This is a genomic window from Natrinema sp. 1APR25-10V2 (assembly GCF_031626495.1).
In the GTDB taxonomy this organism is placed as follows: Archaea; Halobacteriota; Halobacteria; order Halobacteriales; family Natrialbaceae; genus Natrinema.
In genome coordinates, this window is the sequence record NZ_JAMQOJ010000003.1 from 212,898 (window position 1) to 237,576 (window position 24,679).

At 66.3% G+C, this 24,679-nt stretch carries 19 protein-coding genes; 11 read left to right on the forward strand and 8 right to left on the reverse strand.

Annotated elements, in window-relative coordinates; all coding sequences use genetic code 11:
- Window positions 1-78: 78 nt before the first annotated feature.
- The 6 genes from NDO75_RS10400 to NDO75_RS10425 all read right to left on the reverse strand — a co-directional run bounded on the left by NDO75_RS10400 (window position 79) and on the right by NDO75_RS10425 (window position 7,207).
- Window positions 79-822 (reverse strand): dolichyl-phosphate hexose transferase, encoded by a 744-nt coding sequence (locus NDO75_RS10400; protein ID WP_310906138.1) that lies wholly within the window; start codon window positions 820-822, stop codon window positions 79-81.
- Window positions 823-885: 63 nt separating this feature from the next.
- On the reverse strand, window positions 886-2,523 hold the full coding sequence (locus NDO75_RS10405) for a GMC family oxidoreductase (RefSeq protein ID WP_310906139.1): 1,638 nt from the start codon (window positions 2,521-2,523) through the stop codon (window positions 886-888).
- On the reverse strand, window positions 2,520-3,038 hold the full coding sequence (locus NDO75_RS10410; RefSeq protein WP_310906141.1) for a gluconate 2-dehydrogenase subunit 3 family protein: 519 nt from the start codon (window positions 3,036-3,038) through the stop codon (window positions 2,520-2,522). The genes NDO75_RS10405 and NDO75_RS10410 overlap by 4 nt, the downstream gene beginning before the upstream one ends.
- Before the next feature lie 70 nt (window positions 3,039-3,108).
- A complete protein-coding gene (locus NDO75_RS10415) occupies window positions 3,109-3,843 on the reverse strand; it encodes an SOS response-associated peptidase (protein WP_310906142.1) in 735 nt (244 codons plus the stop codon).
- A gap of 47 nt (window positions 3,844-3,890) precedes the next feature.
- Complete coding sequence (locus NDO75_RS10420; protein WP_310906143.1) at window positions 3,891-4,727, reverse strand: proline dehydrogenase family protein; 837 nt, start codon at window positions 4,725-4,727, stop codon at window positions 3,891-3,893.
- A gap of 182 nt (window positions 4,728-4,909) precedes the next feature.
- Window positions 4,910-7,207, reverse strand: coding sequence for an amino acid permease (locus tag NDO75_RS10425; RefSeq protein WP_310906144.1), 2,298 nt, complete (start codon window positions 7,205-7,207; stop codon window positions 4,910-4,912).
- Window positions 7,208-7,570: 363 nt separating this feature from the next.
- Between NDO75_RS10425 and NDO75_RS10430 the strand changes: the two genes are divergently transcribed.
- The 9 genes from NDO75_RS10430 (at window position 7,571) to NDO75_RS10470 (ending at window position 17,684) form a co-directional block, all read left to right on the forward strand.
- On the forward strand, window positions 7,571-8,953 hold the full coding sequence (locus NDO75_RS10430; protein ID WP_310906145.1) for an aspartate aminotransferase family protein: 1,383 nt from the start codon (window positions 7,571-7,573) through the stop codon (window positions 8,951-8,953).
- A 12-nt stretch (window positions 8,954-8,965) separates the two neighbouring features.
- Entirely contained in the window at window positions 8,966-9,355 is a 390-nt protein-coding gene (locus NDO75_RS10435) for a Rid family detoxifying hydrolase (RefSeq protein ID WP_310906147.1), read from the forward strand.
- 182 nt (window positions 9,356-9,537) lie between these two features.
- Entirely contained in the window at window positions 9,538-10,818 is a 1,281-nt protein-coding gene (locus tag NDO75_RS10440; protein ID WP_310906148.1) for an amidohydrolase, read from the forward strand.
- A gap of 87 nt (window positions 10,819-10,905) precedes the next feature.
- Complete coding sequence (locus NDO75_RS10445) at window positions 10,906-11,553, forward strand: hypothetical protein (RefSeq protein WP_310906149.1); 648 nt, start codon at window positions 10,906-10,908, stop codon at window positions 11,551-11,553.
- A 383-nt stretch (window positions 11,554-11,936) separates the two neighbouring features.
- Entirely contained in the window at window positions 11,937-13,604 is a 1,668-nt protein-coding gene (locus NDO75_RS10450) for a BCCT family transporter (protein WP_310906150.1), read from the forward strand.
- Window positions 13,605-13,750: 146 nt separating this feature from the next.
- Window positions 13,751-15,112: an aminotransferase class III-fold pyridoxal phosphate-dependent enzyme gene (locus tag NDO75_RS10455; RefSeq protein WP_310906152.1), complete on the forward strand. Its 1,362-nt coding sequence runs from the start codon at window positions 13,751-13,753 to the stop codon at window positions 15,110-15,112.
- A 108-nt stretch (window positions 15,113-15,220) separates the two neighbouring features.
- Entirely contained in the window at window positions 15,221-16,045 is an 825-nt protein-coding gene (locus NDO75_RS10460) for a MarR family transcriptional regulator (RefSeq protein ID WP_310906153.1), read from the forward strand.
- 249 nt (window positions 16,046-16,294) lie between these two features.
- Window positions 16,295-16,900 (forward strand): OsmC family protein, encoded by a 606-nt coding sequence (locus tag NDO75_RS10465; RefSeq protein WP_310906154.1) that lies wholly within the window; start codon window positions 16,295-16,297, stop codon window positions 16,898-16,900.
- A 13-nt stretch (window positions 16,901-16,913) separates the two neighbouring features.
- A complete protein-coding gene (locus tag NDO75_RS10470) occupies window positions 16,914-17,684 on the forward strand; it encodes a methyltransferase domain-containing protein (RefSeq protein ID WP_310906155.1) in 771 nt (256 codons plus the stop codon).
- A gap of 138 nt (window positions 17,685-17,822) precedes the next feature.
- Here the strand turns inward: NDO75_RS10470 and ilvA are convergent, their stop codons facing one another.
- Both ilvA and NDO75_RS10480 read right to left on the reverse strand, forming a co-directional pair.
- Window positions 17,823-19,073, reverse strand: a complete 1,251-nt coding sequence (ilvA, locus tag NDO75_RS10475) for a threonine ammonia-lyase (RefSeq protein ID WP_310906156.1) — start codon at window positions 19,071-19,073, stop codon at window positions 17,823-17,825.
- Window positions 19,070-20,377 carry an amidohydrolase gene (locus NDO75_RS10480; protein ID WP_310906158.1) on the reverse strand — a complete coding sequence of 436 codons (1,308 nt, stop codon included), beginning with the start codon at window positions 20,375-20,377 and terminating at the stop codon, window positions 19,070-19,072. The genes ilvA and NDO75_RS10480 overlap by 4 nt, the downstream gene beginning before the upstream one ends.
- A gap of 133 nt (window positions 20,378-20,510) precedes the next feature.
- Between NDO75_RS10480 and NDO75_RS10485 the strand changes: the two genes are divergently transcribed.
- On the forward strand, window positions 20,511-21,482 hold the full coding sequence (locus NDO75_RS10485) for a D-2-hydroxyacid dehydrogenase (protein ID WP_310906159.1): 972 nt from the start codon (window positions 20,511-20,513) through the stop codon (window positions 21,480-21,482).
- A 4-nt stretch (window positions 21,483-21,486) separates the two neighbouring features.
- On the forward strand, window positions 21,487-24,663 hold the full coding sequence (locus NDO75_RS10490) for an FAD-linked oxidase C-terminal domain-containing protein (protein WP_310906160.1): 3,177 nt from the start codon (window positions 21,487-21,489) through the stop codon (window positions 24,661-24,663).
- Window positions 24,664-24,679 lie beyond the last annotated feature (16 nt).

Consider the following 24,679-nt stretch of genomic DNA (forward strand, 5'->3'; position numbering starts at 1 on the left):
ACCGCGGCCGGCGGCTATCGGGAGTGCCTCGAGTGCGAGCCGACGCCCGTTCGATCGCCCGGTTCCGGCATCCCCCTCTTACTGCGTCGGTTCGTGTGGCAGTTCCCGGAGTCGTTCCTCGAGACAGACCTTCACGATCGATTTCGCGATCTCGGCCCCGCCCTGGATCGGATCGAGCTTCGTCTCGCCGGCGCGCTCGCGATAGGCGATCGGGTGTTCGCGAACGTCGTAGTTCCGCAACAGCGGCCGAATCAGGAGTTCGGCCGAGAGGCCGGTGTTCTCCGTCCACTCGATCGACTCGACGACCTCCCGTCGGTAGGCGCGCATCCCGGTCGTCGTGTCGTGGACGCGAGTCCCCATCAGGACGCTCGCGAGTGCGGCGAAAGCGTGGTTGCCGAAGCGATTGAACGCCGGCATCGCGTCCGCGCCGTGGTAGAGCCGATCGCCGCTGACCACGTCGTAGCCGGCGTTGATCAGCTCGAGGAACTCCGGCAGCTGCTCCATCGGATACGTATCGTCGCAGTCGGTGGTGACGACGATCGGGCGGTCGGGCGCGAGGATCGCTGCGCGGACGGCGACGCCGTACCCCTGCGGTTCCTGTTCGATCACCGTCGCGCCGTGCTCGCGGGCGATCTCGGGCGTGCGGTCCGACGAGCCGTCGACGCAGACGACCTCGGCCTTCCCGTCGGTCACGTCTTCGATGTCCGAGACGACTTTTCCGATTGCTTCTTCCTCGTTGTAAGTCCCCATGACGACGCTGACGTCGTCGAACGTGTACTCGTCGGCGTCGTCCGTCCTCGTCTGTTGCTCCCCGGTGGTCATTGGCGGTACTCGCCGCCCGTCGCACTTATTCTTTTAGGTTTGCCTAAAAAGCGGACAGGGTCGTTACAGCGCCTCGCGCACGTGATCGGCCGCCTTCAGCGCGAGCGCCGCAATCGTCAGCGTCGGATTCATCGCGCCGCCGGTCGGGAAGACGCTGCTCGAGGCGATCCAGCAGTTCTCGAGGTCGTGGGTCTGCAGGTCGGGGCCGACGACGCTCTCGCCTGGGTCGTCGCCCATCCGGGTCGTCCCCATGTGGTGGTAGGCGGGCCCGGTGGTGTCCGGGCCGACCTGCCAGGTTATCTCCGCGCCGAGTTCCGCGAGGATTCGCTCCTGAATCTCGTTGACGCGCTCGATGGTGCGAAGCGCCCGATCGCCGACAGTCCAGTGGACGTCGGGCACGGGATTACCCTGATCGTCGGTCCGCTCGGGATCGAGCCCGACGTAGCTGTCCTCGCGCGGGAGCTGTTCGACCAGCCCGCCCATGCCGATGTGGTTGCCGTACGACGAGCGCAGCCGCTCGAGCAGGTCGTCGCCCCAGTCGTTGCCGGTCAAGGCCATCCTCACGGGCGAGGGGCCGTCGTAGTTGAAGAACTCGAGTTTGAACGGCGCGTACTCGTCGTCGGCGTCGTCGTAGAACTGGTGGGACTCGCTCGTGAGGAAGCCGACGTGGTTCTGCCGCGTCGGCACGTCTACGACGCCGCCCGTGCCCGCGAAGAGGTGATCCATGAAGAACGTCCCGACGAGACCGCTCGAGTTGGCCAGCCCGTCGGGGTATCGGCTCGAGTCGGAGAGCAACAGGAGGCGCGGCGTCTCGACGCCGCCGCAGGCGATGACGAAGGCGTCCGCTTCCTGTCGGTGCTCCTCGCCGTCGGGGGTGGCGTAGACGGCCGCCGTGATCTCGTCGGCGGTGTGCTCGAGCCGTTGGACCGGTACGCGATCGATCACCGTCGCGCCCTGCTGTTCGGCTCGCTCGACGTGGACCGTCGCGTCGTACTTCGCGCCGGAGGGACAGACCGGCTGACAGGTGCCGTAGCCGACGCAGGCGCTCCGGCCGTCGTACCCCTCCGAGTTGCGCGCGTTCGGCACTGAGTGCATCGCGATCTCCAAATCGTCGCAGGCCTCGGCGAACAGCGAGTCGCTGTAGGAGGGCGGAAACGCCGGCATCGGATGGGGTTCCTCGCGGGGCGGCGCGAAGGGGTTGTCCTGAGCGCCGGCGACACCGAGTTCCCGCTCCGCGGCGGCGTAGTACGGCCGGAGGTCGTCGTAGTCGATCGGCCAGTCAGCGCCGACGCCGCGGACACTTCGGGAGTCGAAATCGGCCTCGTGAAGCCGCATCACCATCCCCTGCCAGTGTAGCGTCGAGCCGCCGACGCCCCTCGCGCGAGCGTGATTCAGCGGATAGAACCGCTCTCCCGTCGACGAGTAGGCGTCGCGCTCGGGGTCGCCGTCCCAGACGGCCGGTCGGTCGTAATACGGGCGAATCGCCCGCTCCTGTCTGGCGAGCCTGTCGGCCGGTTCGAACCGCGGTCCCGCCTCGAGGATCACGACCTCGCGGCCGGCCGCGGCGAGTCGATCGGCGACGATCCCGCCCGCGGGACCCGCGCCGATCACGCAGACGTCGGCGTCCGCGACCGGCGTGCGATCGTCGGCGAGGTCGGTCGCGGGTCCGGCAGACTCGGCCGGCGACCGACTCCCGCTCACGCGTCGGGCCCCCGCTGGTAGCTCCCGATCCCGCCGGGATGGCCCTGCGGGTTCTCGATCCCGACCAGCTCCCCGCCGGTCGGCGAGGCGTACAGCGCGAGCAGGAGTTCGTTCACCACGTAGTACCGCACCCGCTCGGACATCGTTCCCTCGGGGTTTTCGTCGGCAGTGTCGGCGTTTACGTTCCGGAGGACCTGCTCCCGCTCCGCAACCGACAACGCTGGGAACGGATCGTCGTACCACGCCGCCGCGTTGTCGTCCAATTCCGCGACCGCCGTTTCCATTCCCTCCGCGTGCGACCGGTCCGTGAGCCGCCCCTCGAGGAACGCCTCGACGAACGTCGCCGTCCCGGAGACTTCGCTCGGATAGACGACCTCGGCGGCCGCGACCAGCCCCTCGCGGATCCGCTCGGTGTCGATCGGCTCGGCGCCCGGCGGGGCGACGCATCCCGCCAGCGTCCCGCCGACGCCGAGGGCCCCCAGCGCGGCGACCGCGTCCCGTCTGGTCAGCTCCATGCGGCGGGATTAGGTAGACCTAAACCATATATTCGTTGGAACGGGACGGTCGCTCGCGCGCGACGGACGCTCACTCTCTGGTCTCGATCGGCTCGAGCAGTCCCGGTTCGTCGACCGACGGGTCGTTCACCGCCGTCGATACCGGGTACGCCCGCATCTCGTCGGCCGGGTGCGGCTCGAGCAACGTGTGCGGATCGTCGGCCGTCAGCCACTGCTGCTCGTTCGCTGGCTCGAGGATCACCGCCATCCGATGGTGGAGGTCCGCAACGAGGTCGTTTGGCTCCGTCGTCACGATGGTAAAGGTCTCGAGTGGGCCGCTCTCGGTTTCGTCCTCGACCCCGCCGCCGAAGGCGTCCAGCCCGGTCTGGGTCGTTTCCGGCTCCCAGCGCTCCCAGAGACCGGCCAGCGCGAACGCGCGCTCGTCCTCGAATGCCACTCGATAGGGCTGTTTCCCGTCTTCGGTCTCGACCCACTCGTAGAAGCCGTCGGCGGGGACGAGACATCTGCGCCGCTCGTAGGCCTCCCGGAAGCTCGGCTTGTCGGCGACGGACTCCGCCCGCGCGTTGATCAGTCCGCCCGTATCGTCGTCGGCCCACGACGGCACCAGCCCCCACTCGAGGCGCTGAATCGTCTCCGGGTCGGCGTCCGTGATCACCGGCAGCTCCTGACCGGGGGCCATGTTGTAGCGGGGGGCGAACGCCGGGTTCGAGGCCGGATCGGCCTCGGAGTCGCCGTTCCGAAACCGGGCGTCGAACCGCGCCTCGAGGTCGTCCGCGTCGACGGTGAGCGTGTAGCGACCGCACATAGCCGTCAGGTCGGGCCGGACGGGCAAATGTCCGTCGTCCGCTTTGCTCACCCGGTCAGGACGGCCCGCAGCGCGAAGCGGAGGTTGTCCGTCCGCTCGGTGACCCGTCGGTAGAAGTACGACTTCCACCGGTCGCCGTAGGGGACGTACTGCCAGACCTCGTACTCCGCGGCCAGGTCCTCCTGTGCGTCCTCGCGCACGCCCATGAGTAACTGAAACTCGAAGTCGGTTCCGTACCGATCGTGGAGCGCTGTCGCGTGCTCGATCATCGCCGGATCGTGACTCCCCACCGCGATCCCACCGTCGTAGTGTTCGAACGCGTACTCGAGCAGGTCACGGTACTCCCGATCGACCCGTTCCCCGTCCGTGTAGGCCACGTCGGCCGGCGGATCGTAGGCCCCCTTGACGAACCGGACCTTGCCAGGTACGTCTGCCAGCCGGCGCACGTCAGCGCGCGTGCGCCTGAGGTTCGCCTGTACGCAGATTCCGACGCCTCCCTCGTGCTCGCGGGCGACGTTTTCGAACGCGTCGAGCGTCGCGTCGGTCGTCGTGTGGTCTTCCATGTCGATCCAGACGAAGACGTCGCGGGCGGCCGCGGCGTCGACGATATCGGTCAGTTCCGAACGGAAGACGTCCTCGCCCAGATCCAGCCCGAGTTGCGAGGGTTTGACGGAGATACAGGCCTCGAGGTCCGAGCCGGCGATGTCGTCGACCAGTCGCCGATATTCGGCGGCGTCGGCGGCCGCGTCGTCGCGGTCGTCGTAGTGTTCGCCCAGCAGGTTGAGGATCGCCTTCACGTCGCGATCGTTCAACTGACGGACGTGATCGAGTGCCGTTGCAGGAGATTCCCCCGCGACGAACCGGCTCGCGATCGGCGGGATCATAGCACGTACTGTGGTCGCGACTGACAAGAGGGTTCCTCCGTTTCTCGAGTGACTGTGCGACGGCCGGGGCAGCGTCGCGGCGTCGCTATCGAGGCGGATCAGGTCGGGTGTCCGGCGCCGGCCCTGTATCGGCCGCCGTCGGAGCCACCGGCGCCGATGCGTTCGTCGCGCGGTGAGCGGGGTTACTCTCCCTTGCGCCCCAGCAAGCGCTCGCGCATGGAGCGCTCGCGGGCACGCTCGGCGAGCAACACCGAACACTCGATATCGTCGAGGACGTCGAGTACCAGCGATCCCCGGACGACCCGCGAGAGCAGCCCCTTCCCGGTCGCACCGATCACGAGGAGAGTCGCATCGGTCGCCGCCCCGGCAATAGCGGTCTCGATGTCGCCGTCCTCGATGCGCAGGTCGGCGTCTTCGAGGCCGTTCTCGGCGGCCCACTCCGCGAGGAACTGCTCGCCCTCCTCGCGGGATTCGCCGTCGGAGAGGACGTGCAGCAGCGTCACCCGGGAGTCGAACTCCTCGCGGAGCAGTCGGGCGACCTCGGCGCCGAGCACCGAGTCGGGACCGCCCGCGGTCGGGACGAGGATGTGGGAGGGATCGAAGCCCCGGTCTTTCAACACCAGGAAGTCACAGGGGAGGTCGTGGGTGAGCTCGTCGATGCGGGACTCGGCGCGGCCGTGAGCGGTCGGTCCCCAGCCCATAACGACCTGATCGGCCTCGAAGGTGCGGGCGGCGTCGAAGACCTCCTCGAACGAGCGGTGGGAGAGGACGGTGTGGGTCTCGACGGGCACACCGAACGTCTCGGCGTCGGTCCGGGCTTTCTCGAGGAGTTTCTGGGACTCGGCGTCGATGCTGTCGTTCTCCTCGGCCCGCTTCAGCGGCGTCTGATCGGGGACCTGAACGATGTGGACCGCGTGAACGGTCCCGCCGCGTTGCTTCGCGATGGCTCCCGCGAGCGTGATGAGTTCCTTCTCGGTCCGGGGGTTGGCCAGCGGGACCATCACGCGGAAGTCGTCGCCGGTCGCGCCCGCGTCCGCCGCCTTGGCGGCGTCGGGACGGACGGTGTCGGCCGCGGCCACCGCGGCGTCGGGCATCTCTTCGGATCGATCGAGGATCCAGCCGGCGAAGACGCCGGCACTCTCGACGCGCTGGCGGGCGTACAGCAGGTACCAGACCGCCGCGAAGACGACCAGTGCCGCCGAGAGGACGATTACGAACGGTTCGATGTACGCGATCAGCGCGAACGACGATATCGTGCCGACGATCGGGACGAACGGGTACAGCGGGACCTCGAAGTCGGGATCGTAGTCGGCCGGTTCGGCCTCCCGCATGACGATCAGCGCGATGTTCAGGAGACCGTAGACGATCAGGTGCAACACCGAGCCGGCCGTCGAGAGGATCTCGAGGTTACCGAAGAGCAGGAAGACGATGATGAGCGAGCCGGTGATCAGGATCGACTTGTACGGCGTACCGAAGCGGGGGTGAATCTCGTTGACCGACGGAGAGATGATCTTCTCCCGCCCCATCGCGAAGTTGATCCGCGACGACGAGAGGATCGACGCGTTCGCGCTCGAGGCCGTCGCGAGCAAGCCGCCCAGCAAGAGCAGCCCCCAGCCGAGCACGCCCATACTGAACCCGAAGACGCTGTATTGACCGAAGAGCAGTTCGGCGGCCTCGACGACGGCCGTATCGTTGTTCGCTACGAGGTCGTTCGGAACCGCTGCGAGCAAGACGAGCAGGAACAGCGCGTAGACGACCGTGACGATGACGACCGAGCCGATGACCGCGAGCGGGAGATTCCGCCCGGGATCCTTGATCTCCTCGGCGACGGAGGTGATCTGGACGAAGCCGAGATAGGAGACGAAGACGATCGCGGTCACCGGAAGCACCTCGCCGGGCGTCCCCTCGGGGGCGAGCGGTCGCAGCGACTCGAGGTCGGCGTTCATCAGGCCGATGACCGTGAAGGTGCCGAGGATGGCGAGCAGCGTCAGGACGATCCCGATCTGGAGGCCGCCGGTCTCCTTCGCGCCCATGTAGTTGACGGCGATAAAGAGCGCCGCGCCGACGAGGCCGATCGTCTGGGCCGCCGAAATCGTGACGGGACCGAGCCCGATCGCCGGCGCGCCGACGAGCTGGTTGACGTACTCCCCGAAGCCGTACATGTAGAACGCGGACGCGAAGGCCAGTCCCAGCCAGTTGGCCCACCCGCTGATCGAGCCGAACAGCGGGCCCAGCGCGCGGTTGACGTAGAAGTACGCGCCGCCGGACTTGGGCATCGCCGTTCCCAGTTCGGAGGCCGACAGGGCCGTAAACAGGGCGGTGACGCCGCCGATGACGAAGGTCAGCGCCGCGAGCGGCCCGGCTCGAGCGACGGCGGTGCCGGGCAACACGAAGATGCCGGCTCCGATCATCGTCCCGATCCCGATCGCGATCGCAGAGAGCAGGCCGAGGTCCTTCGCGAGTTCCTCGTCGGCGCTCATACGGGGCTACCTCCCCCCGCCCTGGCCCGTTTCGATCGGCGTCTCTGTCGGCGGATCCCGTTCGATATCGACCGTCTCGGCGGACCGTGCGCACGACTTCGGTCGTTCATTGACCGGGGCTGTGTCGGAGAGGGTGATAAACCTCCTGATTACGGAAACGGTCGATAACGCCCCTCACGGTTCGCTATAGCTGAATGCATCAACCGGGGATTCGCCGTTGTGCGGTCCCGATACCGCGGGTCCGCCGCGACGAACCCTGGACATCTCTCGATCCACCGAGCGCCAACTATGTTCAGTAACTGTATACAGCCTTCATGGATACTGTGGACAAGCTATTTATGACTGTTCCACCTTCCCATACGTATGACGGCAGGACCGCCGATCGACGAACTCCATTTCGAGGATGCACCGACTGTCGACTCCGTTCCCGGCCCGAACACTCGGGCCTTGCTCGAGAAACAGCGCGAAATCGACAGTAGCGCGGTCGCCTACCCCGAGGACATCCCGATCGCCTTCGAGGAGGGGCAAGGCGCGACGGTCCGCGACGCAGACGGCAACACCTACATCGACCTCTTCGGGGGTATCGGCGTGATGAACGTCGGTCACTCGAACCCCTACGTGCTCGAGGCCGTCCACGAACAGGCCGACAAGTTCGTCCACACGGTCGACTTCCCGACGGAGGCCCGCCTCGAACTGATCGAGAAACTGGACGAGATCGCTCCCGACGGCCTGCAGGGCCAGAACAAGGTCGTCTTCGGCGGGCCGACCGGCAGCGACGCGATCGAGGCGTCGATCAAGCTCGCGAAGTACAACACCGGCGGGGACGGCCTCATCGCGTTCCGCGGGGCCTACCACGGCGCGACGACCGGCGCGATGAGCGTCACGTCGAACAAGAAGTTCAAGGGCCACTACACGCCGCTGCTCCCGGACGTCGTTCACGCGCCCTACCCCCATCCCTTCCGACAGGACAAGTCGCCCGAGGAAGCGGTCGATCACGCGCTCGAGGAAGTTCAGGCCATCGTCGAGGACCCCTACGGCGGCCTCGCCAATCCGGCGGGCATCATCGTCGAGCCGATCCAGGGTGAGGGCGGGATCGTCACGCCACCGGAGGGCTTCCTCCAGGGGCTGCGCGATATCGCCGACGACAACGACGTGACGCTCGTCTTCGACGAGATCCAGAGCGGGCTCGGACGCTCCGGCCAGTGGTGGGCCAGCGACTGGGAGGGCGTCACGCCCGATGCCATGACCTCCGCGAAGGCGCTCGGCGGCGTCGGGTTCCCGCTTTCCGCGACGATGTACCACGAGGACCTGGACACGTGGGGATCGGGCGACCACGCCGGTACCTACCGCGGCCACGTCGTCGGCATGCGCGCCGGCACCCGCGCCATCGAGTACATTCAGGACCACGACCTCCTCGCCCACGCTCGCGACCTCGGCGAGTACATTCAGGGCCGCCTCCGCGAAGCCGCCGACGAGACCGACCGGCTCGCCGACATCCGCGGCAAGGGGCTGTTCATCGGCGCGGAGTTCGTCGACGCCGATGGAAAGCCCGACGGCGACCTCGTCGACGCGATCCAGCAGTACTGTTTCGAACGCGGCGTCCTCGTCTGGACGGCCGGTCGCCACGGCAACGTGCTCCGGTTCCTGCCCCCGCTCGTGCTCACCCACGACCTGGCCGAGACCGCGCTCGATATCGTCGTCGAAGCGATCGAGGACGTGACCGCCGAAGCGGCCCAGACGGCCTGACTCGAGCCAGCCATGTCCGATACCGACCCCATCGAGACCGACGGCGCACCGAGCAACGACAACCCCTACTCGCAGGGCGTCCGCGCCGGCGACACGCTGTACGTCTCCGGCTACGGCCCGGTGGATCCCGACACCGGCGAGGCCGTCGACGGCGACATTCAGGTCCAGACCGACCGCGTCCTCGACAACATTGCCGCCGTCGTCGACGAAGCCGGCGGCGACGGGCTCGCAGATGTCGTCAAAGTCACCGTCTATCTGACCGACCTCGAGGACTACGAGCGCGTCAACGAGGCTTACGGCGCGCGGTTCGGCGAGGAGCCGCCTGCGAGGGTCTGCGTCGAAGTGTCGCGGCTGCCCGACGACGTCCGGGTTGAGATGGACGCGGTCGCATACCTCGGCTGAATCGCCCGCAGCGAACGCCCGCCGGTCGCCGACTGCGGCGACACCGGCGATCTGAAACGCCCGATCCTCGAGTCGGACCGGGCGCCCGTCCGATCCGCGGGGTTTTTACACCGATCTCGAGTAGACTATGTACGATTATTGACTACCGTTAAGTAGTTCCTCGCCCTAATTTCTGGGAGAGAATGTCTCACGAGGCACGTACCAGACTGAGCGAGTTACGGCGGGCGTTCCACCGCCATCCCGAACCCGGCTGGCGCGAGTTCCGGACGACGGCCCGCGTCGTCGAGGAACTCGAGCGGATCGGCGTCGACGAGATCGCCGTCGGCCGCGAGGCGCTGGCGACCGACGAGCGCATGGCCGTCCCCCCGGAGTCGGAACTAGAGCCGTGGATCGAGCGGGCTCGCGAGGCCGGCGTCCGGTCGGACATCTTAGAGCGCACCGCCGGCGGTCACACGGGCGTCGTCGCGGTGCTCGAGCAAGGCGAGGGGCCGTGTCTCGGCCTGCGCGTCGATCTCGACGCGATCTCGATGCGGGAGTCGACCGAGGGCGATCACCGGCCGGCCGCTGAGGGCTTTCGCTCCGAACACGACGGCTACATGCACGCCTGCGGCCACGACGCCCACCTCGCGATGGCGCTCGGCGCGCTCGAGGCGGTGAAAGACAGCGCGTTCGAGGGGACGCTGAAGGTGTTCTTCCAGCCCGCCGAGGAGATCTCCGGCGGGGGGAAGGCGATGGCCGAGAGCGGTTACCTCGACGACGTGGACTACTTGCTCGCGCTTCACATCGGCCTCGACCACCCGACCGGCGAGGTGGTCGCAGGGATCGAGAAACCGCTGGCGATGGCTCACCTGACCGCGACGTTCGAGGGGGCGAGTGCCCACGCCGGCAAGGCACCGAACGAGGGGGCCAACGCGATGCAGGCGGCGGCCACCGCGATTCAGAACGCCTACGGCATCCCCCGGCACAGCGACGGCCTGACGCGAGTGAACGTCGGCCACATCGAGGGCGGGACCGCGAGCAACGTCATCGCCGAGGAGGTCACGATGGAGGCCGAGGTCCGCGGCGAGACGACGGCCCTGATGGAGTACATGCGAACCGAACTCGAGCGCATCTGCTACGCCGCCGCCGAGATGCACGACTGCGACGTCACGCCGCGCGTAATCAGCGAGTCGCCCCGCGTCGACAGCCATCCGGCGCTGCGGGACCTCGTCGGCAACGTCGCGTGGGAGATCGATGGTGTCGACCGAGTCGTTCCGAGCGAGGAGTTCGGCGTGAGCGAGGACGTCACCTACCTCATGCAGCGTGTCCAGGACAACGGGGGACTCGCGTCGTACGTCCTCGTCGGCACGGACCACCCGACGAGCCACCACACGCCCACCTTCGACGTGGACGAGGCGAGCCTCGCGATCGGCGTCGCGTTGCTGTCCGAGACCGCCATCGAACTCTCGCGACGGCGACCGTAATCTCGGTATCCGCCCGCCGAATTGTTCGAACGGAATCACGTTCGCCGGATCAGAAACGTTAATTCACACGCTACCCGTGTACACTGTATGAGTCAGGACGACGTGCCGGAGTCGCTCCAGACGGCGGCGGACTCGGATCGCCCGCGCGGTATTCTCACACCCTCCGACCGCGACTTCCTGCTCGGCCGGAAGACCGACTACACCGATCACTCGAAAAAGCAGAAGCGAAACCGGATCCGGCGACGGGTCCGGAACGCGATCCTCGATTTCAGCATCCTCTTCGAGTACATGGAGGAACGCGACCGCGAGACGGTCTTCGATCCCGACGCCGAGGACCGCGACGCCTACACGCAGGGGATCACCGATATGCTCGCCTTTCTCCATCTCGGGACGATGGGCTATCACACCCCGTTCAAGGATATGCTCTCGGAAGGCGTCGGCAAGGCCGAACAGCGACTGGCCGGCTCGAACTACCGGATGGTCAACGTCGAGTTCAACGTCGAACCGGTCGGTCAGATCGACGTCGACGAGGTCATCGAAAAGCTCGAGAACGAGCAGTTCGCCCAGCTCACCGACGAGGAACTCCGCGCGTTCGTTCGGCTGCTGACGATGTCCGACGGCTTCTCGCCGGACGACACCCGCGAGGAGATCAAGGACCGCGTCGACGAGTTCTCCGAGCGAGTGGCAGAGAGCGCCATCGATCGGGACCGCACGCTCGAGGAACTGACGAACTGAGACGGTCGCCTTCGGATTCCGTTTTCGGCCGCCGGGGAACGGCCCTCGACGCTGATCCTGTTGCCGGGTCTCTACACCGCGCGGAGTGGCGGTTGTCAGTAATTGATCGACCGTTTAATTTCGCAAGCAGGATACTACGCCCCCATAATTTGAGAATTTTGATTAATAGAGACTATACAGATGCATATGGTCAGGCAAATTTCGAATAATAGTATTCTCTGGCCATATGTGCGATCAACACAATCCGTTGATTATCTCGGCGAGTGAGAAACACTTATTGTATACGCCGTCAATGGTGGAGGTATGCCATCATGCAGCATGGCGAATGGTAGGTGGAGACTCGGGCAAGCATCGACTTGCGGCTCGACTGGGGAGGTGAGACGATGAGCAGCGCCGACGCCGACCAGGGAATGGTCGACGAGTTCCTGGAGGAGATCGACGCGGTGGTCTTCCTGTTCGGCGCGCTGTTGACCGTCGGGGTGATCGCGGCGTTCTTCATCAGCCCGAGTACGGTCGAGAGCGGTATCTCGACGCTGAATGATCAGATGCTCGGCGCGTTCAACTGGGCACTGCTGTCGATCGTGTTCCTGATCGTCATCTTCCTCTTGTTCCTAATCATCGGGCCGTGGGGCAAGATCAAGATGGGAGACGAGGATCCGGAGTACAGCTTCCTGTCGTTCTTCGCGATGCTGTACTCGGCCGGGTTCGCCGCCGGCGTCGTGTTCTGGGGCCCGACCGAGGCGCTGTTCTACTACGCGAACCCCTCGCCGCTGTTCGAAGGCGTCGAGGGCAGTACAGCCGAAGCGATGACGATCGCGACGCAACAGACGCTGTTCCACTGGGCGCTGCCCCAGCTGGCGGTGTTCACCATCATGGGCATCGCGATCGGCTACTTCGCGTACAACTACGAGAACGTCCCGCTGCGGGTGTCGTCGGCACTGACGCCGATCATCGGCGCGGAGAACTTGGACGGTCCGTTCGCGAAGATCGTCGACATCCTCGCGGTCTTCGCGACGATTGGCGGCGTGGCAACTTCGCTGGGCTTCATCGGCAGCCAGTTCGTCACCGGCCTGGACTACCAGTGGGGGATCAGCATGGGGAACATCGGTATCCTCCTCGTGGTGACCTTCATGACGTTGTTGTTTACGACCTCGATGGTGCTCGGGGTCGACAAGGGGATCCGCCGGCTTTCGAACTTCAACATGATCCTCTTCGTCGTCCTCATGATCGCGACGCTCATCGTCGGCCCGACGCTGTTCCTGATCCTGCTCGGTACGCAGGCTATCGGCGGGATGATCTCCGACTTCGTCTCGATGAGCCTCTTCACCGGGGCCGGTGCGTTCGGTGGGGGCAATCCCGAGGCGACGAACTGGATGAACGCCTGGACCGTCTTCTACTGGGCGTGGGCGCTCTCGTGGTCCCCGTTCGCGGGCCTGTTCATCGCCCGCATCTCCAAGGGTCGTACCGTTCGTGAGGTCGCCTTCACCGGGATCGTCGCCACGTCGGCGGCCACCATCCCGTGGTTCACGTTCGTCGGCGGCACCTCGGTCTGGGCCCACCACAACGGCGTTGCCGACTTCGGCGCGGTGATCGCCGGCGAACAGGGCGCGGAGGTCTCCGGCTTCATCCTGTTCGAGGCGTTCCCCATGGGATCGATCTTCATGCTGGCCTTCATGATCCTCGTGACGACGTTCTTCGTCACGTCCGCGGACTCCTCGACGCTGGCCGTCTCGATGATGACGACCGGCGGGAAGGCGCGTCCGTCGACCATCAACCGGATCTTCTGGGGCGTCGTCCTCGGCATGACCGCGGCGATCCTGATGATTCTCGGCGGCACGGGCAGCGCGAACACGCTCCAGCAGGCCGCGATCATCACCGGCACGCCCTTCGCCTTCGTCTGCTTCCTCGCGATGCTCTCGTTGATCAGGGACTTCGGCTCGAACTACGGCCGCGTGCTCCTGCAAGACGAGACCGTCCTCATCGGCTCGAGTAGGAAAGCCGAACCCGAATCGCCCGGTCGGGGCGGCCCCGTCGAATCGGACGACGACTGACCCCGCTCGCGGCCCTCTACCTCCGCCGGTCGACCCCGCGTCGGCCGTCATGCTGTCCGTTTTTTCGCGCGGTCGAATCGACCACGTTCACTTCGACTCGTTAACCGATAACAAGTTTTAATGTACGAGGTACACATAATCTGTGTATGGATAGGGACACGGCGGAACCCGACGCGGACGCGCTTCCGGGTCCGAACGCCCAGCAGTGGGTGAACTTCCACCAGGAGTACTCGGCTCCCAGCGAGTACTCCCACGAATTCGTCTGGGACGTAACCCGGGAGGCCGACGGCCCGTTCGTCACGGACGTCGACGGCAACGTCCTGCTCGATTTTACCTGTCACATCGGCGCGGCACCGCTCGGCTACAACAACGAGAAGGTCCTCTCGAAGGTCCGGGAGTTCGATCTCGTCGAGCCGATGAAGATCGCCGGCCAGGACATGTACTTCGGCTCCGGCCCCAGCCCCGACGAGGCCGACTTCCCCGGCTCGAGTCACCTCATGGAGAAACTCACCGAGGTCTCGAGCCAGTACGGCATGGACACCGTCTTCCTCTCGAACTCCGGCGCGGAGGCGATGGAAAACGCGATGAAGATCACGAACGATTACCGCGCGCCGTCGAAGTACGGCGTGGCCTTCTCCGGGAGCTTCCACGGCCGCACCCTCGGGACGCTGTCGATCACGAAGTCCAAGGACGTTTACACGCGCCACTACCCCGAGATCAGCGGCATCGAAACGGTTCCGTTCTGCGAGGACCGCGGCTGTGACGCCGCCAGCTGCGACTGCGGCTTCTTCGGCGGCGGTGGCTCGCAACTCCGCAACATGCTCGCGCCCGAAGGCGGCTACGTCGACCCCGACGAGATCGCCTTCCTCACGCTCGAGCCGATCCAGGGCGTCGGCGGCTACCGCTTCCCCAGCGAGGAGTTCATGGGGGAGGTCGCGGCCGTCACCGACGAGTACGACATCCCGCTGGTCGTCGACGAGATCCAGGCCGGCGTCGGCCGCACCGGCGAGATCTGGGCCTCCGACCACTACCCGATCGAACCCGACGTGATCGCCAGCGCGAAAGCCCTGCGCGTCGGGGCGACCATCTCCCGCTCCGAAATCTTCCCCGATCAGAAGAACCGGCTCGGCTCGACGTTCGGCGGCGGCGACCTGCTCGGCTCGATGATGGGCGCGTTCACCCTCGAGGCCATCGAGGAACACGACCTCCTCGACAACGCCACCCGGCGCGGCGAGCAGGCCAAAGACCTCCTGCGCGACGACGCGCCCGACTACGTCGAGGACGTCCGCGGCAAGGGACTGATGCTCGCCATCGAGTTCGACACTCCCGAGCGCCGGAGTGCGGTCGTTCAGGCCGCACTCGAGCGCGGCCTCCTGACGCTCGGCTGTGGCAAGAAGACCATCCGGCTGCTCCCGCCGCTGGACTCGACCGCACGCGAGATCGAGATGGGGGTCGGCATCTTCCTCGAGGCGATCGAGGCCGTCGGACCGAGCGCGAAAGTCGCCTGAGTTCGAGCGTTCGGATTTCTCGGTCGAGTTCCGTTCTCAGAGCGACGCGGCTGGGTACCCCCCCCCTGGGACGCAATCGTTTTGACGTTCCTTAGCGTACCTTCGACGATGGTGTTTGTTAACACGGGCCACCATGATGGGAACCCGGCGGTCGCCGACATAGCGTATCTAGCGCGGTCCGAACACCGCATCCCGACGCTCGTCGCACTGACGGAGCGTCCCCGTAGCCGCTCCGAACTCTGCGAGTCGACCGGCGTTTCGTCTTCCACGATGCGCCGAACGCTGGACGAATTCGACGACCGGCACTGGATCCGCAAAGACGGATATCGGTACATGGCGACACGACTGGGAGAGGCAATCGCGTCCGGGATGGAGGACTTGATCGAGCGAGTCGAAACCGAGCGAAAGTTGCGTCACGTCTGGCACTGGCTCCCCGACGCGATCGGCGAGTTTCCGTTCGAGACGTGGTCGGAACTGACCGTGACCGTCGCCGAACCCGATGCCCCGTATCGCCCGGTGGGACGATTCGAGTCGCTTCTTCGAGAGACGACCACCTTACGGTTTCTCCGCCCGGAAGTCGCGTTGATGGATCCGTGTTTCGACGCGCTCCACCAACTGATCGATGCGGGCGTAGACATGACGTTGATCGACCGACGTGAGTGTCACACGTACTTTCTTTCGACGTACCCGGAACGCAGTTCGGAGATGATGCAACGGGACAATTTCACTGTTTTAGAGCACGACGACCTTCTTCCGTACGGACTCGGTCTGCTCGACGAATGCGTTACGATCAGTTGTTACGAGCAGGACAGCGGAACGGTACATGCACTGATCGACACCGACGCACCGGCGGTCCGCGAGTGGGCGGAGTCCGTCTACGAAACCTACAGGTCCGGTGCACGCCGCGTCGAACCGCGAACGAGCGTCGAATGAGGCTTCCAGCGGCGCGATCAGACCGATTACGTTCCAATCGCTTTTCACGGGATCTCGAGGCGTGGTGGGTAACTTACCGTGATCGGATTCGACGAGCGCCGGATTGCAGTCGATGTCTCTTTTGCAGTGAGTGCGTGAACAGCAGGAACTACCGAATTTCCACGAAATAGCTACTATACGTTCAGTCGCGTCGTTACTCTTGCCGGGAGGGGGAACGAACGTTGCTCTGACCGGGGAGAGACACAAACGATGACTGACGAACGACAACTATCGCACGGTATCGATCTCGAAACACTCGAGGGATTCGCCGCACACGCAGCGGAGAGCCCCGAAGCCGTCCAGTTTGGCCTCGGGGCGTCCGCGACCTACGAGGGGACGGCCGCGCACAGCCTGGCGAAAGTCGATAGCTACGAGCTCGGGGGCGAGACGATCGCTCGTGAAACGCGCGAATACACGATTCCCTACGGCGCCTGGAAGGAAGTACTGGATGCCGGCGGGTGGGTCGGCGGGACAGACCGGCTCGAGCCGATAGAAGCGGCGCTATCGGCGCTGGCCGCCTGTATCAACGTCGGCATCACCATCAACGCCGCCGCGAACGGCGTGGATATCGACCACCTCCGGACGCGCGTCCGGACCGATTTCGATCCGGCTGTTCTCTTCAGTCTCGAGGAACTCAGAGAGGCCGACTCGGTCTTCGAGAACCTCTCCGCCGAGGTCGAGATCGAAGGTGACGATCTCGATCGGGACCTGATCGACGAATGGGCGCGGCGGGCACCCGTCTACACGTTCGTCTCGCTCGCTCAGGACGTCGAACTGACCGTCAGCACGCCCGCCGAGGTGGCGGGCGACGACTAGCCGGTGACCACCGATGAGTCAATCACTCGACACGGATAGACTCGAACGCGAGGTCAAGTCGATGTACCGGGACGTCGCCGAGTCCGCCAGCGCGGACTTTCACTTCGAAACGGGCCGCGACCTCGCCGACCGCCTCGGCTACGATCCCGTCGACCTCGAGTACGTTCCCGACGCGGCGATCGACTCGTTCGCGGGTGTCGGCTACCACTTCGACCTGGCCGAACTCGAGCCGGGCGAGGCAGTGCTCGACCTCGGTAGCGGGTCGGGAATGGACGCCTTCGTCGCCGGGGTGCACGTCACCGAGACCGGCACGGTGACGGGCATCGATATGACCCGCGAACAGGTCGAGAAGGCTCGCACCCTCGCTGCGGACAACGGTTTTCACAACGTCGAGTTCCACCACGATCACATCGAGAACCTTCCGTTCGAGGACGGTTCGTTCGACGCAGTGATCTCGAACGGTGTGATCAACCTCTCGGCGGAGAAAGATCGCGTCTTCGAAGAGGCGAGCCGCGTGCTAGATCCCGACGGTCGGTTAGCCCTCTCGGATATCATCAGCGAGCGTCGACTATCGGAGCGCATCAAAACCAACGCGGATCTCTGGGCGGCCTGCATCGGTGGCGCCGAACAGGTCGACGACTATACGGCGATGATCGAAACGCCCGGCTTCGAACTCATCGACGCTCGTGATAACTCGGCGTACGAGTTCACCTCGGAACGGGCGCAGGGCGCGTGCCAGAAGTACGGCGTGAAAAGCGTCTCGCTCGTCGCTCGAAAGCGGTAACTCTCCGTCTTTTCCTCGTTGATTCGAGGCGTATGCAACGACCTCTCCGTGCCGCGTAGATGCCTCGTCTCGGCGTGCGGCTACTGATATCCTCCGGACGGATCGGTCGTCACTCCGTTGCCTACGTTACCAGCACGATTATTCGAGCGACCGTTCGACGACGGACACCCCATCGAGCCCCGCCAGCGCCTCGAGCACCCCCTCGAGATGATCGAGGCCGCTCCCCTCGAGGCCGATCGTCACCGGCGTCCGGTTCGGATGGTCGACCCCGGTCCGTCGAGCGCGCTCGAGGACGTCCAGTTCTGCACCCTCCGATTCGACGGTCTCGACCACGTCGCCGACCGTCGTCGGCCAGCCGTCGAGCGCGAGTCTGGCCTCCGCGTAGCGCTCGAGTTCGTGCAATCCCGTCCGCGTCAGTTCGGCGTGCTCGGTGAGGTTGACGTTCCCGCCCGAGACGACGACGCCGACGTGTTCGCCCGCGAGGTCGAGCTCGTCCGACAGCGCCCCGGCCAGCGGCGCGGCCCCGGCGCTCTCGGCGACGGTCTTCGCGCGCTCGGCCAACAGAGTAACTGCAGAAGCGATCTCCCGGTCGCTCACGCTAATCACGTCGTCGACGACCTCGCGGGCGATCGCGAAGGTCGTCTCGAGCAGTCGGGTGTCCGCGATCCCCTCCGCGACGGTGTCGACGTCCGGGAGTTCGCGGATCTCGCCGGCCTCGAGCGACGGCTTGGCGTGGGCGGCTCCCTCGGGCTGGACGCCGATTACGCGCACGTCCGGATCGCGAGCTTTCAGGGCCGTCCCGATGCCCGAGATGAGCCCGCCGCCGCCGATCGAAACGAGGACGGTGTCGATCTCGGGGTATTGCTCGAGCAACTCGAGGCCGACCGTTCCCTGGCCGGCGACGATGGCCTCGTCGTCGAAGGGGTGGACGAACGTCTCTCCCGTCTCGTCGGCCCGCTCGAGGGCGTACTCGTAGGACCGCTCGTAGATGTCGCCTTCGACGACCACCTCGGCCCCGTAGCCACGGGTGGCCTCGATCTTCGCTGCCGGCGTCACCTCGGGGACGACGATCGTCGTATCGATGTCGAGCAGGTCGCCGGCCAGCGCGACGCCCTGCGCGTGGTTGCCCGCACTCGAGGCGATGACCCCGGCCTCGCGCTCCGCGGGCGAGAGCTGGGCCATCGTGTTGTACGCCCCGCGGATCTTGAACGAGCCCGTCCGCTGGACGTTCTCGAGTTTGAGTCCGACCGAGGCCGCGCCGCTCATTTCGGCGAACGTCCGCGAGGTATCCAGCGGCGTCCGGTGGACCACGTCGGCGATGCGCTCTCGAGCGGCCTCGACATCTTCGAGGGTGACTCGAGGCTCGCTCTCGGACCGGTTCCCGCTCATTCGTCGCTCTCACCGCCCGCGTGCGAAACCGGGTGCCGCCGCTCGAGTTCGTGAATCGTGTCGACGAGTACGTCGACCCCGTGCTCGAGGCTGCGCTCGTCCACGTCGAAGGTCGGCGTGTGGTGGCTCGTCGGGTGGTCCGTGCCGACGATCATGTAGGTCGCCAGCCCGCCCTCGTCTTGAACGCGCTCCATCAGGAACGTCGCGTCCTCGCTCGCACCGAAGTCGGCGGCCGGCAGCACGCGCTCGATCCCGTCGACGCTGCCGGCGACTTCGCTTACGATCTCCTGCATCTCGGGGTCGCTGTCGGCCCGCGGCGACTCGCTGACGACGTCGACCTCGGCCTCACAGCCGTGCATCCGCGCCGCCGATTTCACGGTGTGCTCGAGTCGCCGCTTCATGAACTCCATCAGCTCGGTCGTCTCACCCCGTGCTTCGCACTCCATGTGGGCTTTTTCGGCGATGACGTTGCTCGCGGTCCCCGCCTCGGCCTTCCCGATGTTGACGCGGGTCATCCCGTCGCTGTGCCGGGGGATGCCGTAGGCGTTCTCGATCGCGGTCCCCATCGCGTGCATGGCGTTGTCGCCCTCGTTCGGTGCCTTCCCCGCGTGCGCTGAGGTACCCTCGATCGTCGCGTCGACGTGGCACATCGCCAGGGGCTTCTCGATCCCCGCGACCACCTCCCCGGTCGGGTGATCGAGGCCGACGTGAATCGCCAGCAGGTAGTCCAGATCGTCCGCGTACTCGCTTTTGGCCATCGGACAGCCGCCGCCGCCCGTCTCCTCGGCAGGTTGGAAGAAGACGACCAGCCGGCCGGAAAAGTCGCTCTCGGCGATCGCCTCGAGCGCGGCCAGCCCCCAGGTCATGTGGGCGTCGTGGCCGCAGGCGTGCATCGTCCCGTCGATCTCCGAACGAAAGCCCTCCGCGGCGGGAACGTGCTCTCCGTCGGTCGATTCCTCGATGAACAGGCCGTCGATGTCGACGCGAAGGCCGATCGCCGGCCCCTCGCCGCGCTCGAGCACCGCGACCGCGCCGGTCGTGCCGCCCTCGAGTTTCGCCAGCAGGTCCTCGTCTGCGCCGCGCTCGCGGGCGCGCTCGAGCCACGGCTCGAGGTCGTCGTCTGGGATGGCCATCCGGTCGTCGGGATCGTAGGCGTCCGGGCCGACGGCGAGTTCGTCGACGCCGATCTCCCGAATCTCCGCGACGAGCTGGGCCGTGGTGAAGAACTCGCGCCATGCGGGCTCGGGGTGGCGGTGAAAACTGCGACGAACCGTCTCGAGTCGCTCCTGAATCGGTTCGGGCATGCTAGGGACTGACGACCCCCACCCCCTTAATTATACACAATTGCTGTTAACGACGACTACACAAAAAGGATAAGAGAGATGCTGACAATCGTACGGTAGACCACTACCGCGCACGCGGCGCGGACTAACTCACATGAGCACGAATCCAGACATCGTCGTTCTGCGAGAGGGAACGGAAGGGCTGTCGATGGAATCGTACGCCGAAACCCTGCGCGAGCGGCTGCCAGAGCACACGGTCGCGCTCGCGCGGACGCCGAAGGAGGAACGCGAACTCGTCCCACAGGCGCGGATCGTGACGGGAATCTCGATCGACGAGGACCTGCTCGAGCGCGCCGACCGGCTCGAGCTGTTCGCGTGTACCTTCGCCGGCACCGACCACGTCCCGATGGACGCGCTGGCGGACCACGGCGTCACGGTCACCAACGCGGGCGGGATCCACGCCCCCGGCATCGCCGAGCAGTCGATCGGTAACATGCTCGTCTTCGCGCGCCGACTTCACGAGGGCTGGCGGCGCAAGGCAAACGACGAGTGGCGTCACTTCCAGTCGTACGAGTTCACCGACAGCACCGTCACGATCGTCGGCCTCGGCTCGATCGGCCAGGAGATCGTCCAGCGACTCGAGGGCTTCGAGGTCGAGACGATCGGCATCCGCTACACGCCCGAGAAAGGCGGCCCGACCGACGAGGTGCTCGGCTTCGAGGAGGACGACGTTCACGAAGCCTTCTCCCGGAGCGACTACGTCGTCCTCGCGTGCCCGCTCAACGATCTCACCCGCGGACTGGTCGGCGAGGAGGAACTGGCGACGCTGCCGCCGAACGCGGTGGTCGTCAACGCTGCCCGCGGCGGCATCATCGACACCGACGCGCTGGTCTCCGCGCTCCAGTTCGAGGGGATTCGGGGCGCCGCACTCGACGTGACCGATCCCGAGCCGCTGCCGGCCGACCACCCCCTCTGGGACCTCGAGAACTGCCTCATCACGCCCCACACGGGTGGCCACACGCCGAAACACTGGGACCGGCTGGCCGACATCGTGGCGCACAACGTCGAGGCCCTCGAGACCGACGGCGACATAGAAAACGCCGTCTATCGGCCCGACTCGAGCTAACACGATGGCAACCGACGATCACCGTTCAACGACCGATCACAGCGATCAGACCGCGAGTCCGGACGAGACCGACCTCGGGCCGCCGTCGGACCCCCGGGCCGACGATCCGGCGGCCGACTCGCGAGCCGACTACGACTACGTCGGCGGCGAGATCGACCGTCCCGAACTCGTCTCGGTGCTGCGCGAGCGCGTCGACGGCGAGGTCCGGTTCGACGAGTACAGTCGGCGACTGTACGCGACCGACGCCAGCGCCTACGAGGTGACGCCCGTCGGCGTCGTCCTCCCGCGCTCGACGGCGGACGTCGCGAGTGTCGTCGAGTACTGCGCCGAGAACGGCATCCCGGTCCTCCCGCGGGGCGGCGGCACGAGCCTCGCCGGACAGGCGGTCAACGAGGCCGTCGTCCTCGACTTCACCGCGCACATGGGCGACGCGCTCGCGGTCGCGCCCGACGAACGCCGGGCAACGGTTCAGGCGGGGGCCGTCCTCGCGGATCTCAACGACGCGCTCGAGCCCCACGGGCTGAAGTTCGCGCCCGACCCCGCCGCCGGCAACCGCAGCACGGTCGCCGGGGCGATCGGCAACAACTCGACGGGGGCACACTCGCTGCAGTACGGCAAGACCGATGCCTACGTCGAGGAGTGTGAGGTCGTCCTCGCCGACGGCTCCGTCGAACGCTTCGGCGAGGTGACGGTCGCGGAACTTCGCGAGCGAGCGGATCCCGACGGGGGTCTCCTCGAGCGGATCTACGAGGCCCTGCGGCGCGTGATCGACGAGGAGGCCGACGCGATCGCCGAGGTCTACCCGCAACTGAAGCGCAACGTCTCCGGCTACAATCTCGATCGACTGGTCGGCGAAGCGTACGGGGAGCCCGACGCCTTCGACGAGAACACGGACGAGACGGTCGAGATCGACGGCGAACCCGATCCCGACGCGACGGTCAACCTCGCCCGCGTCTTCGCCGGCAGCGAGGGGACGCTGGGCGTGATCACCGAGGCGACAGTCTCGCTCGAGCCCATTCCGGAGACGACGGCCGTCGTCCTGCTCACGTACGAGGACCTGCTCGACGCGATGGCCGACGTCGATACCATCGTCCGGCAGCACGACCCGGCGGCCGTCGAGGCGATCGACGACGTGTTGCTCGAGCTCGCTCGAGACACCGAAGAGTTCGCCGATGTGGCCGCGAAGCTCCCCGCGGGAACCGAGACGGCGCTACTCGTCGAGTTCTACGGCGAGAGCGAGGAAGACGCCCGCGAGAAGGTAGAGGCGATGCTCGCGGATCGGTTGCCCGCTTCGAGCGCACCGGCATCCGACGGCGGCACGACTGCAACTGAGTCGACGACCGATTCGGATCCCGTCCGCGCGTTCGACGCCCTCGAGGCCTACCGACCCGCCGATCGCGCCGAACTCTGGAAGCTCCGCAAGAGCGCGGCCCCCATTCTGCTCTCGCGGACCTCCGACGCCAAGCACATCTCCTTCATCGAGGACACGGCCGTCCCGACGGAGCACCTCGCGGACTACGTCGACGATTTCCAGGACGTGCTCGAGGAGCAGGACACGTTCGCGAGCTTCTACGCCCACGCGGGGCCGGGCTGTATGCACATGCGACCGCTGGTCGACACGAAGAGCCCGGCCGGACTGAACCAGTTCGAAGCGATTTCCGACGCCGTGACCGATCTCGTCGTCCGGTACGACGGCTCGGTCTCGGGCGAACACGGCGACGGCCGCGCCCGCACCCAGTGGAACCGCAAACTCTACGGCGACGAGGTCTGGTCGCTCTTCCGCGAGCTGAAGACGGCGTTCGATCCCGACTGGCTGCTCAATCCGGGGAACGTCTGTGGCGACCACGACATGACCGAACACCTGCGGTTCTCGCCGGAGTACGAGTTCGAAGCCGGCTTCGAGCCCGCCCTGAACTGGGAGAACGACAACGGCTTCCAGGGCATGGTCGAGCTCTGCCACGGCTGTGCGGGCTGTCGCGGCTCCCAGGAGACGACCGGCGGCGTGATGTGTCCGACCTACCGCGCGGCCGAGGAAGAGAGCCTGAGCACTCGCGGGCGCGCGAACATGCTCCGCGGGGCGATGAACGGGGAACTCGACGCCGAGAGCACCGATCCGGAGTTCCTCGCCGAGGTGATGGACCTCTGTATCGGCTGCAAGGGCTGTGCGCGAGACTGCCCGAGTGAGGTCGACATGGCCAAACTCAAGGCCGAGGTGGAGCACGCGAACCACCAGGAGAACGGCGCGAGTCTCCGCGATCGACTCTTCGCGAACGTCGACCGGCTCAACGCCGTCGGCTCCGCGCTCGCGCCGCTCTCGAACTGGGCCGCCTCGCTCCCCGGTGCGGGAACGGTCGCCGAGAAGACCGTCGGCATCGCCCGCGAGCGCGACCTGCCGACGTTCGCGAGCCAGAGCTTCGAGGACTGGTTCGAGGCCCGCGGCGGCTCCCGAATCCCGCTCGAGGAAGCCTCCCGGAAGGTGCTGCTCTTCCCCGATACCTACACCAACTACAACCACCCGCGGGCCGGGAAGGCGGCCGTACAGGTGCTCGAGACGGCCGGCGTCCGCGTGGAGATTCCAGACGGCGTGACCTCGACGGGGCGGCCGGCGCACTCGAAGGGCTTCCTCGACAAATCGAGCGAGCGAGCGCGGACGAACGTCGACGCCCTCGCACCGTACGTCGAGGACGGCTGGGACGTCGTCCTGGTCGAACCCTCGGACGCCGTGATGCTCCAGTCGGACTACCTCGATCTGCTCGAGGGGCGCGACGCCGAGCGAGTCGCGGCGAACGCGTACGGCGTCATGGAGTATCTCGATCGGTTCGAGCTGGTGGCCGGACTGCCGACCGCCGCGCCCGACGAGCGGCTGACCTACCACGGCCACTGTCACCAGAAGGCGACGAAGAAAGACGGCCACGCGGCCGCCGTCCTGCGGGCGGCCGGCTACGAGGTCGACGCGCTCGATTCGGGTTGTTGTGGCATGGCCGGTTCCTTCGGCTACGAGGCCGAACACTACTCGCTGAGCCGGAAGATCGGGGAGATCCTCTTCGAGCAGGTCGACGACAGCGACGGCGAGACGGTCGTCGCGCCCGGGGCGTCTTGCCGGTCGCAGCTCTCGAGTCGAGAGGGCGCGTCGGAGCCGCCCCATCCGATCGAGAAGGTCGCGGCCGCGCTCTCGCGATAAGTCGGGGCCTCGAGTT